Origin of the sequence: Citrobacter sp. TBCS-14 (genome assembly GCF_005280805.1) — a bacterium.
In the GTDB taxonomy this organism is placed as follows: Bacteria; Pseudomonadota; Gammaproteobacteria; order Enterobacterales; family Enterobacteriaceae; genus Citrobacter; species Citrobacter gillenii.
In genome coordinates this window covers 177,829-195,796 of the sequence record NZ_SZWM01000476.1, presented here as the reverse complement: position 1 = coordinate 195,796, position 17,968 = coordinate 177,829, and the positions used below count along the sequence as shown (strand labels likewise).

Annotated in this window: 14 protein-coding genes; 8 read left to right on the top strand and 6 right to left on the bottom strand. The window is 52.9% G+C overall.

Features of this window, described 5'->3' with window-relative positions; all coding sequences use genetic code 11:
- Positions 1 to 427 precede the first annotated feature (427 nt).
- The 3 genes from carA (at position 428) to caiF (ending at position 5,488) form a co-directional block, all read left to right on the top strand.
- The gene (carA, locus tag FDX22_RS17875) at positions 428 to 1,576 is read left to right on the top strand and encodes a glutamine-hydrolyzing carbamoyl-phosphate synthase small subunit (protein WP_096758357.1); all 1,149 of its coding nucleotides are present in this window, start codon (positions 428 to 430) and stop codon (positions 1,574 to 1,576) included.
- A gap of 18 nt (positions 1,577 to 1,594) precedes the next feature.
- Complete coding sequence (carB, locus tag FDX22_RS17870; RefSeq protein ID WP_146717559.1) at positions 1,595 to 4,819, top strand: carbamoyl-phosphate synthase large subunit; 3,225 nt, start codon at positions 1,595 to 1,597, stop codon at positions 4,817 to 4,819.
- A gap of 273 nt (positions 4,820 to 5,092) precedes the next feature.
- Complete coding sequence (caiF, locus tag FDX22_RS17865; RefSeq protein ID WP_096758355.1) at positions 5,093 to 5,488, top strand: carnitine metabolism transcriptional regulator CaiF; 396 nt, start codon at positions 5,093 to 5,095, stop codon at positions 5,486 to 5,488.
- A gap of 76 nt (positions 5,489 to 5,564) precedes the next feature.
- Here caiF and caiE read toward each other — a convergent pair whose 3' ends face one another.
- The 6 genes from caiE to caiT form a co-directional block, all read right to left on the bottom strand.
- Positions 5,565 to 6,161, bottom strand: coding sequence for a carnitine operon protein CaiE (gene caiE / locus FDX22_RS17860; RefSeq protein ID WP_117342338.1), 597 nt, complete (start codon positions 6,159 to 6,161; stop codon positions 5,565 to 5,567).
- Positions 6,162 to 6,254: 93 nt separating this feature from the next.
- Entirely contained in the window at positions 6,255 to 7,040 is a 786-nt protein-coding gene (gene caiD / locus FDX22_RS17855; RefSeq protein ID WP_115259493.1) for a crotonobetainyl-CoA hydratase, read from the bottom strand.
- Positions 7,041 to 7,093: 53 nt separating this feature from the next.
- Positions 7,094 to 8,647 (bottom strand): crotonobetaine/carnitine-CoA ligase, encoded by a 1,554-nt coding sequence (caiC, locus tag FDX22_RS17850; protein WP_146717558.1) that lies wholly within the window; start codon positions 8,645 to 8,647, stop codon positions 7,094 to 7,096.
- Between the two features lie 63 nt (positions 8,648 to 8,710).
- Positions 8,711 to 9,928 carry an L-carnitine CoA-transferase gene (caiB, locus tag FDX22_RS17845; protein WP_115259491.1) on the bottom strand — a complete coding sequence of 406 codons (1,218 nt, stop codon included), beginning with the start codon at positions 9,926 to 9,928 and terminating at the stop codon, positions 8,711 to 8,713.
- Positions 9,929 to 9,988: 60 nt separating this feature from the next.
- On the bottom strand, positions 9,989 to 11,131 hold the full coding sequence (gene caiA / locus FDX22_RS17840) for a crotonobetainyl-CoA dehydrogenase (RefSeq protein ID WP_096758350.1): 1,143 nt from the start codon (positions 11,129 to 11,131) through the stop codon (positions 9,989 to 9,991).
- Between the two features lie 33 nt (positions 11,132 to 11,164).
- Positions 11,165 to 12,682: an L-carnitine/gamma-butyrobetaine antiporter gene (caiT, locus tag FDX22_RS17835; protein WP_096758349.1), complete on the bottom strand. Its 1,518-nt coding sequence runs from the start codon at positions 12,680 to 12,682 to the stop codon at positions 11,165 to 11,167.
- A 481-nt stretch (positions 12,683 to 13,163) separates the two neighbouring features.
- Between caiT and FDX22_RS17830 the strand changes: the two genes are divergently transcribed.
- From FDX22_RS17830 to FDX22_RS17810, 5 genes are all read left to right on the top strand, one after another.
- Complete coding sequence (locus FDX22_RS17830; RefSeq protein ID WP_146717557.1) at positions 13,164 to 13,934, top strand: electron transfer flavoprotein FixA; 771 nt, start codon at positions 13,164 to 13,166, stop codon at positions 13,932 to 13,934.
- 15 nt (positions 13,935 to 13,949) lie between these two features.
- Positions 13,950 to 14,891, top strand: a complete 942-nt coding sequence (locus FDX22_RS17825) for an electron transfer flavoprotein subunit alpha/FixB family protein (protein WP_115259489.1) — start codon at positions 13,950 to 13,952, stop codon at positions 14,889 to 14,891.
- A 50-nt stretch (positions 14,892 to 14,941) separates the two neighbouring features.
- Positions 14,942 to 16,228, top strand: coding sequence for an FAD-dependent oxidoreductase (locus FDX22_RS17820; RefSeq protein WP_137399178.1), 1,287 nt, complete (start codon positions 14,942 to 14,944; stop codon positions 16,226 to 16,228).
- Positions 16,225 to 16,512 (top strand): ferredoxin-like protein FixX, encoded by a 288-nt coding sequence (gene fixX, locus FDX22_RS17815; protein WP_096758345.1) that lies wholly within the window; start codon positions 16,225 to 16,227, stop codon positions 16,510 to 16,512. Before FDX22_RS17820 ends, fixX begins: the two co-directional genes overlap by 4 nt.
- Positions 16,513 to 16,620: 108 nt before the next feature.
- Positions 16,621 to 17,964: an MFS transporter gene (locus FDX22_RS17810; protein ID WP_115259487.1), complete on the top strand. Its 1,344-nt coding sequence runs from the start codon at positions 16,621 to 16,623 to the stop codon at positions 17,962 to 17,964.
- The last annotated feature ends 4 nt before the right edge of the window (positions 17,965 to 17,968 follow it).

The window sequence follows — 17,968 nt, the reverse complement described above, 5'->3', positions numbered from 1 at the left end:
TGTAATCATAATTTATTGATTACATAGGGCAATATTTTATTGCCCTTTTGTTTTTCCATTGTTTTTATAATTTTCAATTAAAACACTTATTTTAAGATGTTTTGTAATGTGTTTTTGTTGCCTCAATGTAAATTTTGACCAAATGGTCCACTTTTTTGTCTGCCATGATTCATTTTTACATTCTTGACCTCCCGCAAGCGTTTTCTACCGTTACTTAGCTGATCTTTTTGCCTGTTAAATCACATGATTTGTCCCAGTGGCGTAAAATAATAATAAAAAATCCCCTTTTGGGTAGACTTTTTCCCGGGCTGTCTCTAGAATGCCGCCGTTTGCCAGAAATCCATAGGTAAGCAAATTTGCATTGATTCATACTGTGTTAATGAATTAATATGCAAATAAAGTGAGTGAATATTCTCTGGAGGGTGTTTTGATTAAGTCAGCGCTATTGGTTCTGGAAGACGGAACCCAGTTTCACGGTCGGGCCATAGGGGCAACAGGTTCGGCGGTTGGGGAAGTCGTTTTCAATACTTCAATGACCGGTTATCAAGAAATCCTCACTGATCCTTCCTATTCCCGCCAAATCGTCACCCTTACTTATCCTCATATCGGCAATGTCGGCACCAATGAAGCCGATGCAGAATCTTCTCAGGTACATGCGCAAGGTCTGGTCATCCGCGACCTGCCGCTGATTGCCAGCAATTACCGCAATACCGAAGACCTCTCTTCTTACCTGAAGCGCCATAACATCGTGGCGATTGCCGATATTGATACCCGTAAGCTGACCCGTTTGTTGCGCGAGAAAGGCGCTCAGAACGGCTGCATCATCGCAGGGGATAACCTGGATGCACAGCTGGCGCTGGAAAAAGCGAAAGCCTTCCCGGGCCTGAACGGCATGGATCTGGCGAAAGAAGTCACTACGGCAGAACCGTATGGCTGGACACAGGGAAGCTGGACGCTGGAAGGCGACCTGCCGGAAGCAAAATCCGCTGAAGAACTCCCGTTCCACGTGGTTGCCTACGATTTCGGCGCGAAACGTAACATTCTGCGTATGCTGGTGGACCGCGGCTGCCGCCTGACGGTTGTGCCTGCGCAGACCTCCGCAGAAGACGTATTAAAGATGAATCCGGACGGTATCTTCCTGTCCAACGGTCCTGGCGACCCGGCACCGTGTGACTACGCGATTGCCGCGATTCAGAAATTCCTCGAAACCGATATTCCGGTGTTTGGCATCTGTCTCGGCCATCAGCTGCTGGCGCTGGCGAGCGGTGCGAAGACCATCAAGATGAAGTTTGGCCACCACGGCGGCAACCATCCGGTGAAAGATATTGATAACAACACCGTGATGATTACCGCGCAGAACCACGGTTTTGCGGTGGATGAAGCCTCAATGCCTGCTACCTTGCGCGTTACGCACAAATCACTGTTCGATGGCACCCTACAGGGTATCCATCGCACCGACAAGCCGGCGTTTAGCTTCCAGGGCCACCCTGAAGCGAGCCCGGGGCCGCACGATGCTGCGCCGCTGTTCGACCACTTTATCGAGTTAATTGAGCAATACCGTCAGTCCGCGAAATAATCAGGAGTTAAAAGAGCCATGCCAAAACGTACAGACATAAAAAGTATCCTGATTCTGGGCGCGGGTCCGATTGTTATCGGCCAGGCGTGTGAGTTTGACTATTCCGGCGCGCAGGCGTGTAAAGCCCTGCGTGAAGAGGGTTACCGCGTTATTCTGGTCAACTCCAACCCGGCGACCATCATGACCGACCCGGAAATGGCCGATGCCACTTACATCGAGCCAATTCACTGGGAAGTGGTACGCAAAATTATCGAAAAAGAGCGCCCGGATGCGGTACTGCCTACCATGGGCGGCCAGACGGCGCTGAACTGCGCGCTGGAGCTGGAGCGTCAGGGCGTACTTGAAGAGTTCGGTGTGACCATGATTGGTGCCACCGCCGATGCGATTGATAAAGCAGAAGATCGCCGTCGCTTCGACATCGCAATGAAGAAAATCGGTCTCGACACCGCGCGTTCTGGTATCGCCCACACCATGGAAGAAGCGCTGGCGGTTGCCGCTGACGTCGGCTTCCCGTGCATCATCCGCCCGTCCTTCACCATGGGCGGTACCGGCGGCGGTATTGCCTATAACCGCGAAGAGTTTGAAGAGATTTGCGAACGCGGTCTGGATCTTTCCCCAACGAAAGAGCTGCTGATTGATGAATCGCTGATTGGCTGGAAAGAGTACGAGATGGAAGTGGTACGTGACAAAAATGATAACTGCATTATTGTCTGCTCCATCGAAAACTTCGACGCCATGGGCATTCATACCGGTGACTCCATCACCGTAGCGCCTGCCCAGACGCTGACCGACAAAGAATATCAAATCATGCGTAACGCCTCGATGGCGGTACTGCGTGAAATCGGCGTAGAAACCGGCGGGTCTAACGTGCAGTTTGCGGTGAACCCGAAAAACGGCCGCCTGATTGTCATTGAAATGAACCCACGCGTTTCCCGCTCCTCGGCGCTGGCCTCGAAAGCGACCGGTTTCCCGATTGCCAAAGTGGCGGCGAAACTGGCTGTCGGTTATACCCTCGATGAGCTGATGAACGACATCACCGGTGGTCGCACCCCGGCGTCGTTCGAACCGTCTATCGACTACGTTGTGACTAAGATCCCGCGCTTTAACTTCGAGAAGTTTGCCGGTGCTAACGACCGTCTGACGACGCAGATGAAGTCCGTCGGCGAAGTGATGGCGATTGGCCGCACACAGCAGGAATCGCTGCAAAAAGCGCTGCGCGGTCTGGAAGTGGGCGCCACCGGTTTCGACCCGAAAGTGAGCCTGGATGACCCGGAAGCGCTGACCAAAATTCGTCGCGAGCTGAAAGATGCAGGCGCTGAGCGTATCTGGTACATCGCCGATGCGTTCCGTGCTGGTCTGTCCGTTGATGGCGTCTTCAACCTGACCAACATTGACCGCTGGTTCCTGGTACAGATTGAAGAACTGGTGCGTCTGGAAGAAAAAGTTGCAGAGCTGGGGATTAACGGCCTCGACGCTGATTTCCTGCGCCAGCTCAAGCGTAAAGGCTTTGCCGATGCGCGTCTGGCAAAACTGGCTGGCGTGCGCGAAGCGGAAATCCGCAAACTGCGCGAACAGTATAGGCTGCACCCGGTTTATAAGCGTGTGGATACCTGCGCCGCAGAATTCTCCACCGACACTGCCTACATGTACTCCACCTATGAAGAAGAGTGCGAAGCGAACCCGACTCAGGATCGCGACAAAATTATGGTGCTGGGCGGTGGTCCGAACCGTATCGGTCAGGGTATCGAATTCGATTACTGCTGCGTACATGCGTCGCTGGCGCTGCGCGAAGACGGTTACGAGACCATTATGGTCAACTGTAACCCGGAAACGGTTTCTACCGACTACGACACCTCCGACCGTCTGTACTTTGAACCGGTAACGTTCGAAGACGTGCTGGAAATCGTGCGTATCGAGAAGCCGAAAGGCGTTATCGTGCAGTACGGCGGGCAGACTCCGCTGAAGCTGGCGCGTGCGCTGGAAGCCGCAGGCGTGCCGGTTATCGGCACCAGCCCGGACGCGATTGACCGCGCTGAAGACCGTGAGCGTTTCCAGCAGGCGGTTGACCGTCTGAAGCTAAAACAACCGGCCAACGCCACCGTCACCGCCATTGAAATGGCGGTCGAGAAGGCAAAAGAGATTGGCTACCCGCTGGTGGTGCGCCCGTCCTACGTGCTTGGCGGTCGGGCAATGGAAATTGTGTACGACGAAGCCGACCTGCGTCGCTACTTCCAGACCGCGGTCAGCGTCTCCAACGACGCGCCGGTGCTGCTGGACCGCTTCCTGGATGACGCAGTAGAAGTGGACGTGGACGCTATCTGCGACGGCGAAAGGGTGCTGATTGGCGGCATCATGGAGCACATTGAGCAGGCGGGCGTTCACTCCGGCGACTCCGCGTGTTCCCTGCCAGCCTACACGCTGAGCCAGGAAATTCAGGACGTGATGCGCCAGCAGGTGCAGAAACTGGCCTTCGAACTGCAGGTTCGTGGTCTGATGAACGTCCAGTTTGCGGTGAAGAACAACGAAGTTTACCTGATTGAAGTCAACCCGCGTGCGGCGCGTACCGTACCGTTTGTCTCCAAAGCCACCGGTGTTGCGCTTGCAAAAGTGGCGGCGCGCGTGATGGTCGGTCAAACGCTGGCACAGCAGGGCGTCACCAAAGAAATTATCCCGCCGTACTACTCGGTGAAGGAAGTGGTGCTGCCGTTTAACAAGTTCCCGGGCGTTGACCCCCTGTTAGGGCCAGAAATGCGCTCTACCGGCGAAGTGATGGGCGTAGGTCGCACCTTTGCGGAAGCATTCGCCAAGGCGCAGCTGGGCAGCAGCTCCACCATGAAGAAACAGGGCCGCGCACTGCTCTCCGTGCGTGAAGGCGATAAAGAGCGCGTCGTTGACCTGGCGGCGAAGCTGCTGAAGTTTGGTTTCGAGCTGGACGCAACCCACGGTACGGCAATTGTACTGGGGGAAGCCGGTATCAACCCGCGTCTGGTAAACAAGGTGCATGAAGGTCGTCCGCATATTCAGGACCGTATCAAGAATGGCGAATATACCTATATCATCAACACCACTGAAGGTCGTCAGGCGATTGAAGACTCCAAGCTGATTCGCCGCAGCGCGCTGCAGTACAAAGTTCATTATGACACCACGCTGAACGGCGGTTTCGCCACGGCGATGGCGCTGAATGCGGATGCTACCGAGAAGGTGACCTCCGTTCAGGAAATGCACGCACAGATCGCGAAGTAATCGACAATGACCCACCTGCTTCTGAGCGGGTCGGGTCTGCAATTTAATAAGAAACGGTTTCTGTAAAGAAACCGTTTTTTTTATCTATTAAGGTCATTACAGGCAAATAGCGCTGTGATAACCACATTTTCAATGTAATAAGCAAGATGTTGCTCACACTAATCAACATTCAAGTCGCATACTATCTCTCATATACACAATTTTAATAGGGCTTTGTTTTTATTTATCCAGACAGGCCGTAGCCAGATTTTTAATTTGTGAAATGGTGTGCTTATGTGTGAAGAATATGTTGAAAGACCGCTTTATTTGTTAATTGCCGATTGGATCAGGGCTGAAGATCGTTGGGTCACGGCAAAAGAAATCTCCCTCCATTTTAATATTGAACACTGCAAAGCAATTAATACGCTCTCCTATATTCTGTCTGAAGTGGGAGAAATTGTTTGTGAAGTTAAGATGATCCCTAACCAGATTGCAGGCCGGGGCTGTCAGTGCCAGCGTCTGGTGAAAGTCGTGAGTATTGATTCTCATCTCTACAGCAGATTGAATCACAATTTGCAGGATAAAAAAGTGAGCGTAGGGAAAATGCCGCGTATGTCGGCTGTACCGCCAACAGAGCTTAATCGCGAGCAGAAATGGCAGATGATGCTGTCAAAAAGTATGCGTCGCTAATTGTAAGTTTGCCTGATGGCGGCATAAACGGTAATTGACTCGTAGGCCGGATAAGCGTGAGCGCATCCGGCATCAATTACTGTGCTGATTTGGGCTTCACATCCGTTGTGCCTTTCAGACGCGGGCGGTTTTTATCAATCTGCGTTAACGGCTGTGTTTCGCGTAACCCTACCCGACAGCGAACCGCGAGATCCTGATACTCTTTGGTGTTCAGCCGCTTCCAGTGCAGCTCCTGGTCTGTCACCTCTCGCAGCACGCGGGCAGGTGAACCGACCAGCATTTGCCTTGCCTCGCCGGTAAATCCGGCTTTAACAAAGCTCATGGCGGCGACAATGCTCTCTTCGCCAATTGTTGCGCCGTCCATTATGACGCTGTTCATGCCAACCAGCGCGTCCCGGCCAATGACGCAGCCGTGCAGGATTGCACCATGTCCGATGTGTCCATTCTCATGCACGATGGTGTCGGTGTCACAGTAGCCGTGCATGATGCAACCATCCTGAAGATTCGAGCCTGCTTCAAGGATCAGGCGGCCATAGTCGCCGCGCAGCGAGGCAAGAGGACCGATATATACGCCAGCACCGACGATCACATCGCCAATCAGCACTGCGCTAGGATGGACATACGCCTGTGGGTGTACCACCGGGATCAGGCCTTCAAACGCATAATAACTCACGATATTCCTCAGTTGTTTTTGCCGGATAACGCGGCCTACGAGTGTGCATTTTTTGTAGGCCGGATAAGCAAAGCGCCATCCGGCCTCAGCACATTAACGACCTTTCCACACCGGATCGCGTTTTTCAGCAAATGCCTGCGGTCCTTCGAGCGCATCCTCAGAGTGCAGTACGGATGGGTAATGCTTCAGCACGCCGCTGCGGATGTAGCGGTAGCCTTCTTCTACCGGCATTTCGCTGGTCGCGCGGTAAATCTCTTTCAGCGCGGCGATGGCCAACGGGGCGCTATTCACCAGCTGCTGCGCCAGTTCGCGGGCGCTGTCCATCAGTTCAACCTGGCTGACGACGCGGTTCACAATCCCCCAGCGCAGTGCTTCTTCGGCGCTCATTCGTCTGCCGGTCATCACCATTTCGTTGACGATAGCAGGCGGCAGCAGCTTCGGCAGACGCAGCACGCCGCCGCTGTCTGGCACGATACCAAGCTTGGCTTCCGGTAGCGCAAAGCTGGCGTTTTCCGCACAGATGATAAAATCTGCCGCCAGCGCTAGCTCGAATCCGCCGCCGAAGGCATAGCCGTTTACTGCGGCGATGACCGGCTTGTCGAGATCAAATATTTCCGTTAAACCGGCAAAACCGCCGGGACCAAAATCGGCATCCGGCGCTTCACCTTCTGCTGCCGCTTTTAGGTCCCAGCCCGCAGAAAAGAATTTCTCGCCGCCGCCGGTGATAATCGCCACGCGCAATTCCGGGTCATCGCGGAAATGAAGAAAAGCCTCACCCATGGCAAAACTGGTTTTGGCGTCAATGGCATTCGCTTTGGGCCTGTCTAATGTAATTTCCAGAATCGGGCCGTTACGGGTCAGATGTAATGATTCACTCATAGCTCATCTCCAAAAAATAGATTTGCCGACAGGAGGCATTCCTGGCGGAGGATTTATTTCAGATTTTTTTTGATTATTTTTCCGGAACAATTACGCGGCAGGTCGGTTCTTATCTCCAAAAACGAGGGAACCTTAAACTTCGCCATATTGCCTTCGCAGAAACTGAAAAATTCTGCTTCGCTTAATGTTTCCCCCTCATTCAATACGATAAAGGCTTTAATCGCCTCATCGCGGATAGCGTCTTTAATACCGACAATGACAATGTCCTGAATTTTAGGGTGAGCAGCGATTATATTTTCCAGCTCGACGCAGGAAACATTTTCCCCACCGCGTTTAATCATGTTGCAGCGCCGGTCAACGAAATAGAAAAAGCCGTCTTCATCCCGGTAGCCGGAATCACCGGTATGCAACCAGCCGTCCGACTCCAGCGCGTTGGCCGTGGCCTGTGGCTGTGCATAGTACTCTTTAAATATCGTTTTACCCGGCACGCCTTTAATGCAGATTTCGCCAATCTCTCCGGCAGGTAACGGCTGATTATGATCGTCGCGGATTTCGGCTTCATAGCTAAAGCCCACGCGGCCAATGGAAGGCCAGCGCCGTTGGTCACCGGGGCGGTCACCAATAATACCGACGATGGTTTCCGTCATGCCGTAGGAGGTCAGCAGCCTAACGCCAAAGCGCGTGATAAAATCATCTTTTTCCTGCACCGATAAATTGAGGTAGAACATCACTTCGCGCAGCTTGTGCTGCCTGTCAGTCGGGCTTGCGGGCTGTACCATCAGGGTGCGGATCATCATCGGAATGCATTCCGTCACCGTCGCCTGATATTTACGTACCTGGTCCCAGAAGGCCCGGGCGCTGTATTTCTCTATCAGCACAAAGGTACTGCCTGCGGAAAAAGCCGCCATGGCTGCCGTACACTGGCAGTCAATATGGAAAGCGGGCATGACCGTCAGGTAGACGTCGTCATCGCGCAGGGCGCACTGCCAGGCGGAGTAGTAACCGGCAAAACGCAGGTTATAGTGGGTAATCACCACCCCTTTGGGACGCGAGGTGGTGCCTGAGGTAAACAGAATTTCTGCCGTGTCATCAGTGGATAACGGTGGTGTATAGCACAGCGTTGTCGGCTGCTGGTCCTTGAGCTGAGAAAAATGGCTCACGCCATCGTCAGCCGGAACCTGCTCTCCGATAAGAGAAATGTGATTAAGCGGGGTGGTATTTTCCCGTTTTATCTGGCGGTACATTGGATAAAACTGAGCGCTGGTGACCAGCAGGCTGACCTGGCTGTTTTGCAGGATCCAGGCGCTTTCTTCCCCCAGCAAGCGGGCGTTAATCGGTACCATCACGGCGCCAATTTTTGCCAGCCCAAACCAGCAAAAAATGAACTCCGGGCAGTTATCCAGATGTAATGCGACCTTATCGCCTTTGCGTATGCCCAATGAATGAAAAAGGTTCGCCGTACGGTTAATCTCTTCATTAAGTGAGGCATAGCTAAACTGCCGAACGTTTCCTTCGCAGGATTCGAAAATAAGTGCTGCTTTATCTCCGTACACCCCGGCCAGGTCGTCCCACATCTGACGTAAGTTTTGTCTGCCAACGATATCCATTTTACCTTATCCACTGAAATCAGGCGTGAGCGCTAACCCGCAAAGCCGGTCAGCGCATCGCGTTTAATCCTCAACCCTGGCCAGGCCTTTGCCGACCAGCTCATTAATGTCTGCTTCGCTGTAACCGATATTTTTCAGAATGGCGGCGGTATCCATGCCGTGTGACGGCATGCCACGCCAGATTTTCCCTGGGTTATTTTTGAATTTCGGCATGATGTTGGGGCCTTTACAGGTGCGACCGTCCATCGTTTGCCACTGGGTAATAGATTCACGGGCTACGTACTGCGGGTTGTCTTCCAGTTCCGGGATCGTCAGTACTTTCGCGCAGGCGATATTCAGTTCGGCAAAGCGCGCCTGAACGTCTGCAATAGTGTGTTCTGCCAGCCAGGCATCCAGTTTCTCTTCGACTAACGGGCCGTACGGGCACTCAACACGATGGATGAGCTGTGTGCCTTCCGGAACTTCTGGCGTTCCGAGAATGTGCGCCAGACCAATATCCTTAAAGCATTCGTTGATTTGCGTAATGCCAACCAGCTCCATCACGATGTAGCCGTCGGCACATTTATACAGGCCGCAACCGGCGTAGTAGGGGTCTTTACCTTTGGTCATACGCGGGCAAACTTCACCGCCGTTGAAGTAATCCATCATGAAGTACTGGCCCATACGCAGCATGACTTCGTACATGGCAATATCAATACTTTCGCCTTTACCCGTTTCGCGCACTTTATACAGAGCAGCCAGGGCTGCCGTGGTGGCTGTCATGCCGGAGAAGTAATCGGCGGTGTACGGGAAGGCTGGCATCGGCTGGTCAACGTCGCCGTTTTGAATCAGATAACCGCTGAACGCCTGGGCGATGGTATTGTACGCCGGGAGGTTGGTGTACTCATCGGTGCCATACTGGCCGAAGCCGGAGAGGTGAGCGATAACCAGCTTCGGGTTATGCTCCCATAAAACCTCATCGGTAATACCGCGGCGGGCAAAGGCCGGACCTTTACTGGCTTCAATGAAAATGTCGGTGGTTTCCATGAGCTTCAGAAACGCTTCCCGGCCTTCATCTTTGAAAATATTGAGTGACAGGGCGTGCAGATTGCGGCGTGACAGCTGCGGGTAGTTGGGTTGCACGCGGATGGTATCGGCCCAGGCGACGTTTTCAATCCAGATAACCTCAGCGCCCCATTCGGCAAACATCTGTCCGGCGAACGGCCCGGCGATTTCGATCCCTGAAAAGACAACGCGTACGCCGGCAAGCGGCCCAAATGCAGGCATTGGTAAATGGTCCATAATGTAACTCCTGGCAGTTAGTTGTAGGCCGGATAGGCGAAGCGCCATCCGGCATTCCACTTAGCGGTATTGCTTGAGTACCGCACGACCCAACGTCAGGATCTGCATTTCATCAGAGCCACCGGAAACACGGTCAACACGCAGGTCACGCCAGAAGCGCGTGATGCGATGATTGCCCGCAATACCCACACCGCCGAGTACCTGCATGGAGGTGTCCACGACCTCAAACGCGGCGTTAGCGCAGAAGTATTTGCACATTGCTGCATCACCCGAGGTAATGGTGCCGTTATCTGCTTTCCACGCGGCTTCCAGCAGCATGTTTTTCATGGAGTTCAGTTTGATCGCCATATGCGCAAACTTCTCCTGAATGAGCTGGAAACGACCGATTGCTTCGCCAAACTGGACGCGTTGATTGGCGTAGCGCGCCGCATCTTCAAAGGCGCACATTGCTGTACCGTAGTTGGTCAGGGCGACGAGGAAACGTTCGTGGTCAAATTCTTCTTTCACGCGGTTAAAGCCATTACCTTCCCGACCGAACATGTCTTTTTCATCCAGTTCGACGTCATCAAAGGTAATTTCACAGCAACTGTCCATGCGCAGGCCGAGTTTCTCCAGCTTATTGACTTTGATACCGGCTTTCGTCATGTCAACAAACCACTCGGTGTAAATCGGTTTATCCGGCGATGCACCATCACGAGCCATCACCACGATATACGGGGTATAGGCGCTACTGGTGATAAAGCACTTACTGCCATTAAGATAAACCTTACCATCTTTGCGTGTATAAGTGGTTTTCAGACTGCCAACATCCGATCCAGCTCCCGGTTCTGTGATAGCGGAGTTCCACATCTGCTTACCGGTGCCCTGGAACGCCATGATTTTATCAATTTGTTCCTGGGTGCCTTCACGCAGGAAAGTGTTAAAACCTCCCGGCAATTGATACAGCACGTAAGTCGGTGCGCCAAGGCGACCTAATTCCATCCACACCGCGGCAACGGTGACGAAACCGGCTTCCAGACCGCCGTGTTCTTCCGGGATCAGCAGGCTGTCGATGCCCATATCCGCCAGCGCTTTTACAAAACGTTCTGGGTAGACGCTGTCACGATCGCACTCGGCAAAGTAAGCTTCCCAGTTCTCACTGGCCATCAGTTCACGAATACCTGCGACAAACAGTTCCTGCTCGTCATTCAAATTGAAATCCATCTTCAAGCCTCTTCAGTAATGGGTTAATTAAACTTACTTGTCTTTCCAGTGCACTTTGGCGTCTTTAATAAAGGACAGCGTGACCATAATGTTGACGAAGAACAGCGGGCATCCTCCGGCAATAATCGCCGTCTGGATGGGCTTCAGTCCGCCCAGCGCCAGCAGAACAATACCGATGACGCCGACCAGTACCGACCAGCCGATACGGATTAACAGCGGCGGTTCTTCACCGTCGCGAACTTCGCGGCAGGTGGACATCGCCAGGGTGTAAGAGCAGGCGTTAATCAACGTGACGGTGGCAATAAAGCAGAGGATAAAGAATCCCCACATGGTGGCGGTGCTGAACGGCAATGCGGCCCAGGTTTCGATGATGGCGCGCGCCACGCCGTGTTGCTCAATCAGTTGTGGGATGTTGACAATATTTTTATCCATCAACAGCAGCGTGTTGCTGCCAAGGACCGTCCACAGGATCCAGGTGGAAGCAGTCAGACCCAGTACCATGCCGAAGCACAGTTCACGTACGGTACGGCCGCGAGAAATACGGGCGAGGAAGATGCTCATCTGGATGGCGTAAATCACCCACCATGCCCAGTAGAAGACAGTCCAGCCCTGCGGGAAGCCGCCTTTACCGATAGCGTCGGTATAGAACAGCATGCGCGGTAAATACATCATCAGCATGCCGACGGAGTCGGTGAAGTAGTTCATGATGAAGCTGGCACCGCTGACGATAAACACCCAGCCCAGCATCAGGAAACTCAGGTAGCTACGAATGTCGCTGGCGATCTTCACCCCTTTTTGCAGACCACAGGCCACGCAAATGGCGTTCAGAATGATCCAGCAGGTAATGATGATGGCGTCTAATTGCAGGGTATGCGGAATGCCGAACAGATACTGGATACACTCGGTCACCAGCGGTGTAGCCAGACCGAGGCTGGTCCCCATCGCGAAGATCAGCGCGACCAGATAGAAGTTATCGACGATGGTGCCGAATAACCCTTTAGCGTGTTTCTCGCCAACTAACGGTACCAGTGTGGAGCTGGGACGGATGACGTCCATCTTGCGCACAAAGAAGAAGTAGGCGAAGGCCACAGAAAGGAAGCTATAGGTTGCCCACGGCAGCGGCCCCCAGTGGAACAGGCTGTACGCCAGACCGAGTTCTTTCGCGCCGGTAGAATTAGGAGCGAGAGCAAAGGGCGGGGTGGAGATATAGTAATAAATCTCTATTGAGCCCCAGAACAGCACGGCAGCCGATGTACAGGAGGCGAACATCATAAATATCCAGCTGGTGGTGCTAAACTCCGGTTTTTCATCACCTAATTTCTTTTTGGCATACGGGCCAAAGACCAACCAGAACCAGCCGAACAGCATGATCACCATGTACCATTCAAATGCCCAGCCCCAGACATTGGTGACGTAACTGAATACCGCATTAATAACCACATTCGCGGCATCAAGATCTCTTACTGTTAGCCAACAAAGTATTCCGACAATTATTAATGGCGGGAAAAAAACCTTTGGTTCTATTCCCGATTTCTTCTTTTCATTTTTCATAAGTGAATTCCAGTGTGAAAACGAAATTTATTTAGCGTTCCCGATTGTGCTGTTTTGTATATTTATTATTAATAATTTGTTGATAACTATTTAACCTCTGGGGCGCCTCCGTGAGTAACTCATAATGGGTATTCGTTAGCGGTGGTTCTGTTATGTGTGTCACACTTTTTTATGCTGGCTATTTTGTTGGGTTTTTTGTTATTTATTGTTTTAAATCAGTGTGTTGGTGTTGGTTTTTTAAGTTTTATAAGTCGTTGTCTTTCAATATTGTTGAACCAGCAAACAATATTGAAAACTTTCATATTTGACAGGTGATTTTCAATATTGTTGAGATGCATAACACTATTGAAAGTTACAAATATGAATGTGTGACATTTTCAATATTGGTGATTAATGTTTTATTTCCGAATTAAAGAGCGTGATATCTGTATTTAACACAGCCGATATGAATAACGTTTCCTTCATGATTTCTGGAGATGCAATGAAGATAATTACTTGCTACAAATGCGTGCCTGACGAACAGGATATTGCGATTAATAATGCTGATGGTTCGCTGGATCTCAGCAAGGCTGATGCCAAAATCAGTCAGTACGACCTGAATGCGATTGAGGCTGCTTGTCAGTTAAAACAGCAGCTGGGAGAGGCTCAGGTTGTTGCACTGAGCGTGGGTGGCAAAGCGTTGACCAATGCTAAAGGGCGCAAAGATGTGCTTTCTCGCGGTCCGGATGAGTTGATCGTGGTGATTGACGATCAATTCGAACAGGCGCTGCCTCAGCAGACGGCGACAGCACTGGCTGCCGCGGCACAAAAATCCGGTTTTGATCTGATTATCTGTGGTGATGGATCTTCCGATCTTTATGCCCAGCAGGTCGGTCTGCTGGTGGGCGAAGCATTGAATATCCCGGCGATTAACGGTGTGAGCAAGATCCTCTCACTGGCGGATAACACCCTCACGGTAGAACGCGAGCTGGAAGATGAAATTGAAACTCTGAGCATCCCGCTGCCAGCGGTGATTGCGGTCTCTACCGACATCAACACCCCACAAATCCCTTCCATGAAAGCCATTCTTGGCGCGGCGAAAAAACCGGTTCAGGTCTGGTCGCCAGCGGATATGGCGCTAAATAGTGTGGATGTGTATTCCGCCCAACAGGTTGCTGCACCGAAGCAACGCGAGCGTCAGCGCGTTGTGATTGAAGGTGACGGTGAAGAACAGATCGCCGCGTTTGTCGAGAACCTGCGCAAAATCATTTAATTATCAGGGGATGTTATGAACAAGTTTTCCAGTGTCTGGGTATTCAGTGATACCCCTTCTCGTCTGCCGGAGCTGATGAAGGGTGCGCAGGCTTTAGGTGAGTCAATCAACACGTTCGTACTGAGCGAGGCTGACAGTGCGGCAGCAATCCAGCTGGGCGCCAACCATGTCTGGCTGCTCAGCGGTAAACCCGATGACCGTATGATCGAAGATTATGCGGATGTGATGGCCCAGACCATTCGTCAGCACAGTGAAGGTGGCGCGGTACTGCTGCCGAATACTCGTCGCGGCAAACTGCTGGCAGCAAAGCTGGGCTTTCGTTTGTCGGCTGCGGTGTCTAACGATGCCAGCTCGGTGACGTTGCAGGACGGCAATGTGGCGGTCAAACATATGGTGTATGGCGGTCTGGCAATGGGGGCGGAAACCATCGCCTCGCCATTTGCGGTGATCACGCTCAGCAGCGGAACGTTTGACGCGATGCAGCCAGAGGCATCCCGCATCGGTGAGAAGCATGAGGTGCAGTGGCAGGCTCCGGCCGTCGCGGTCACCCGTACCGCCACGCAAGCGCGCAAGAGCAACAGCGTCGATCTCGACAAAGCGCGACTGGTGGTCAGCGTGGGACGCGGTATTGGCAGCAAAGAGAATATCTCGCTGGCGGAAGCGCTGTGCCAGGCCATGGGCGCTGAGCTGGCTTGCTCCCGTCCGGTGGCTGAAAACGAGAAGTGGATGGAGCACGAACGCTACGTTGGGATCTCCAACTTGATGCTCAAGCCCGACCTGTATCTGGCGGTGGGGATCTCCGGGCAGATCCAGCACATGGTTGGCGCGAACGGCGCACAGACGATTTTTGCCATCAATAAAGATAAGAATGCCCCGATTTTCCAGTACGCTGACTTTGGCATCGTTGGCGATGCGCTGAAGATCCTGCCTGCGCTGACGGCCGCATTAGCGCGCTAAACCATTCCGGGCAGAGTACGAAAGTACTCTGCCGCTGAGAGGAGTTGTATATGTCCGAAGATATCTTTGATGCCATCATCGTGGGTGCAGGGCTGGCTGGCTCGGTTGCGGCGCTGGTGCTCGCTCGTGAAGGTGCACAGGTGCTGGTTATCGAGCGCGGCAATTCTGCTGGCGCGAAGAATGTCACCGGTGGGCGCATGTATGCGCACAGCCTGGAGCGTATCATCCCTGGCTTTGCTGAGCATGCTCCCATTGAACGCATGATCACCCACGAAAAACTCGCCTTTATGACTGAAAAAGGGGCGATGACGATGGATTATTGCAACGGAGAAGAGGCGGCGGCGTCGCAGGTTTCTTATTCCGTATTGCGCAGTAAATTTGACGCCTGGCTGATGGAGCAGGCTGAAGAGGCGGGCGCCCAGCTGATTACCGGTATCCGCGTGGATAATGTCGTCCAGCGTGATGGCAAGGTCGTGGGTGTGGAGGCCGATGGCGATATTCTTGAAGCAAAAGTGGTGATCCTCGCTGACGGTGTGAATTCTCTTCTGGCAGAAAAGTTGGGTATGGCCAAGCGCGTTGACGCGGCACATGTGGCCGTTGGTGTGAAGGAGCTTATTGAATTGCCGAAATCGGTGATTGAAGACCGCTTTCATCTGCAGGGTAACGAAGGCGCAGCCTGTCTGTTTGCTGGGTCGCCAACCGACGGCCTGATGGGCGGTGGCTTCCTCTATACTAATGAAACCACTGTTTCTTTAGGGCTGGTATGCGGCCTTCATCACCTGAAGGACGCGAAAAAATCGGTCCCGCAAATGCTGGAAGATTTCAAACAGCACCCGGCCGTTGCCCCACTGATTGCTGGTGGCAAGCTGGTGGAATATGCCGCTCACGTAGTGCCGGAAGCCGGGATGAATATGCAGCCGGAACTGGTGGGCGACGGTGTACTGATTGCTGGTGATGCTGCCGGAATGTGTATGAACCTTGGCTTCACCATTCGCGGTATGGATTTGGCTATCTCGGCAGGCGAAGCGGCCGCTAAAACGGTACTTTCAGCCATGAAGCGTGACGACTTTAGCAAGCAAGCGCTTGCCGAATATCACCAGCATTTGGACGACGGCCCGATGCGCGATATGCGCATGTATCAGAAGCTGCCTGCGTTCCTCGATAATCCCCGCATGTTTACCGCCTATCCAGAAATGGTAGTGAATATCGCCCGCGACCTGTTTACCGTGGATGGTTCAGCACCGGTCCCGATGCGTAAAACATTGCTGCGTCATACGAAGAAAGTGGGCTTCATCAACCTGATGAAGGATGGCCTTAAAGGAGTGACCGTATTATGACTTCTCCCGTCAATGTAGACGTCAAACTGGGTGTCAATAAATTCAATGTCGATGAAGAAAGCCCGCATATCATTCTGAAAACTCAGCCCGATAAACAGGTGCTGGAGGTGCTGATCAAAGCCTGCCCGGCCGGCTTGTACAAAAAACAGGATGACGGCAGCGTGCGCTTTGATTACGCCGGTTGCCTGGAATGCGGCACTTGTCGAATTCTCGGACTCGATACGGCGCTGGAGAAATGGGAATACCCACGCGGCACCTTTGGTGTGGAGTTCCGCTACGGCTAAACCTGGTGCCGGATGGCGGCTTCGCCTTATCCGGCCTACAGGCACAGTACGTAGGCCTGATAAGCGCAGCGCCATCAGGCATTAAGTTAAATAAAACAGGACATCACCATGCAGCAGCCCAGGAACTTTGATGACATCAAATTCACCTCCATTCACCGGCGAATAATGCTGTGGGGAAGCGGTGGACCGTTTCTGGATGGCTATGTGCTGGTGATGATTGGCGTTGCACTGGAGCAGCTCACACCGGCATTGAAGCTGGATGCGGAGTGGATTGGTCTGTTAGGTGCCGGGACGCTGGCCGGGCTGTTTGTCGGCACGTCGCTGTTTGGCTACATCTCCGATAAAGTCGGGCGGCGCAAAATGTTCATCATCGATATCATCGCCATTGGCGTGATATCGGCGGCGACGATGTTTGTTTCTTCTCCCGTAGAGCTGCTGGTGATGCGGGTGTTGATCGGGGTGGTCATCGGTGCAGATTATCCGATAGCCACTTCCATGATCACCGAGTTCTCCAATACCCGACAGCGCGCCTTTTCCATCGGTTTTATCGCTGCCATGTGGTATGTCGGTGCGACCTGCGCCGATCTGGTCGGCTACTGGCTGTATGATGTCGAGGGGGGATGGCGCTGGATGTTGGGGAGTGCGGTGATCCCCTGTATATTGATCCTCATTGGTCGTTTCGATCTTCCCGAGTCACCGCGATGGCTACTGCGTAAAGGGCGGGTAAAAGAGTGTGACGCGATGATGATCAAGCTGTTCGGCGAGCCGGTGGTGTTCGACGAAGAAGCACCGCAGGAAACACGCTTTCTTCAGTTGTTTAATCGCCGCCATTTCCCGTTTGTCTTATTCGTCGCCGCCATCTGGACCTGCCAGGTGATCCCGATGTTCGCTATTTATACCTTTGGTCCACAGATTGTCGGATTGCTCGGCCTCGGCGTTGGGAAAAGCGCCGCACTGGGCAACGTGGTGATTAGCCTGTGCTTTATGCTGGGCTGTATTCCACCGATGTTCTGGCTCAATAGTGCTGGTCGTAGGCCGCTGTTAATCGGCAGCTTTATTATGATGACGCTGGCGCTGGCCGTGTTAGGGCTGATTCCTGATATGGGTGTCTGGCTGGTGGTGCTGGCGTTTGCCGTGTATGCGTTTTTCTCGGGAGGACCGGGGAACCTTCAGTGGTTGTACCCCAATGAGCTGTTCCCCACCGATATTCGCGCGTCAGCCGTCGGGGTGATCATGTCGCTAAGCCGGGTAGGAACCATTGTGTCTACTTGGGCGCTGCCAGTATTCATCACCAAATACGGGATCAGCCATGTGATGCTGATGGGGGCCGGGATTTCGCTGATTGGCCTGCTGGTTTCCATTGCCTTTGCGCCAGAAACGCGGGGGCTGACGTTGGCTCAGACCAGCCAAATGACGATCCGCAGTAAGCCAGCGTCGAGAGCCAGCCATTAGGAGT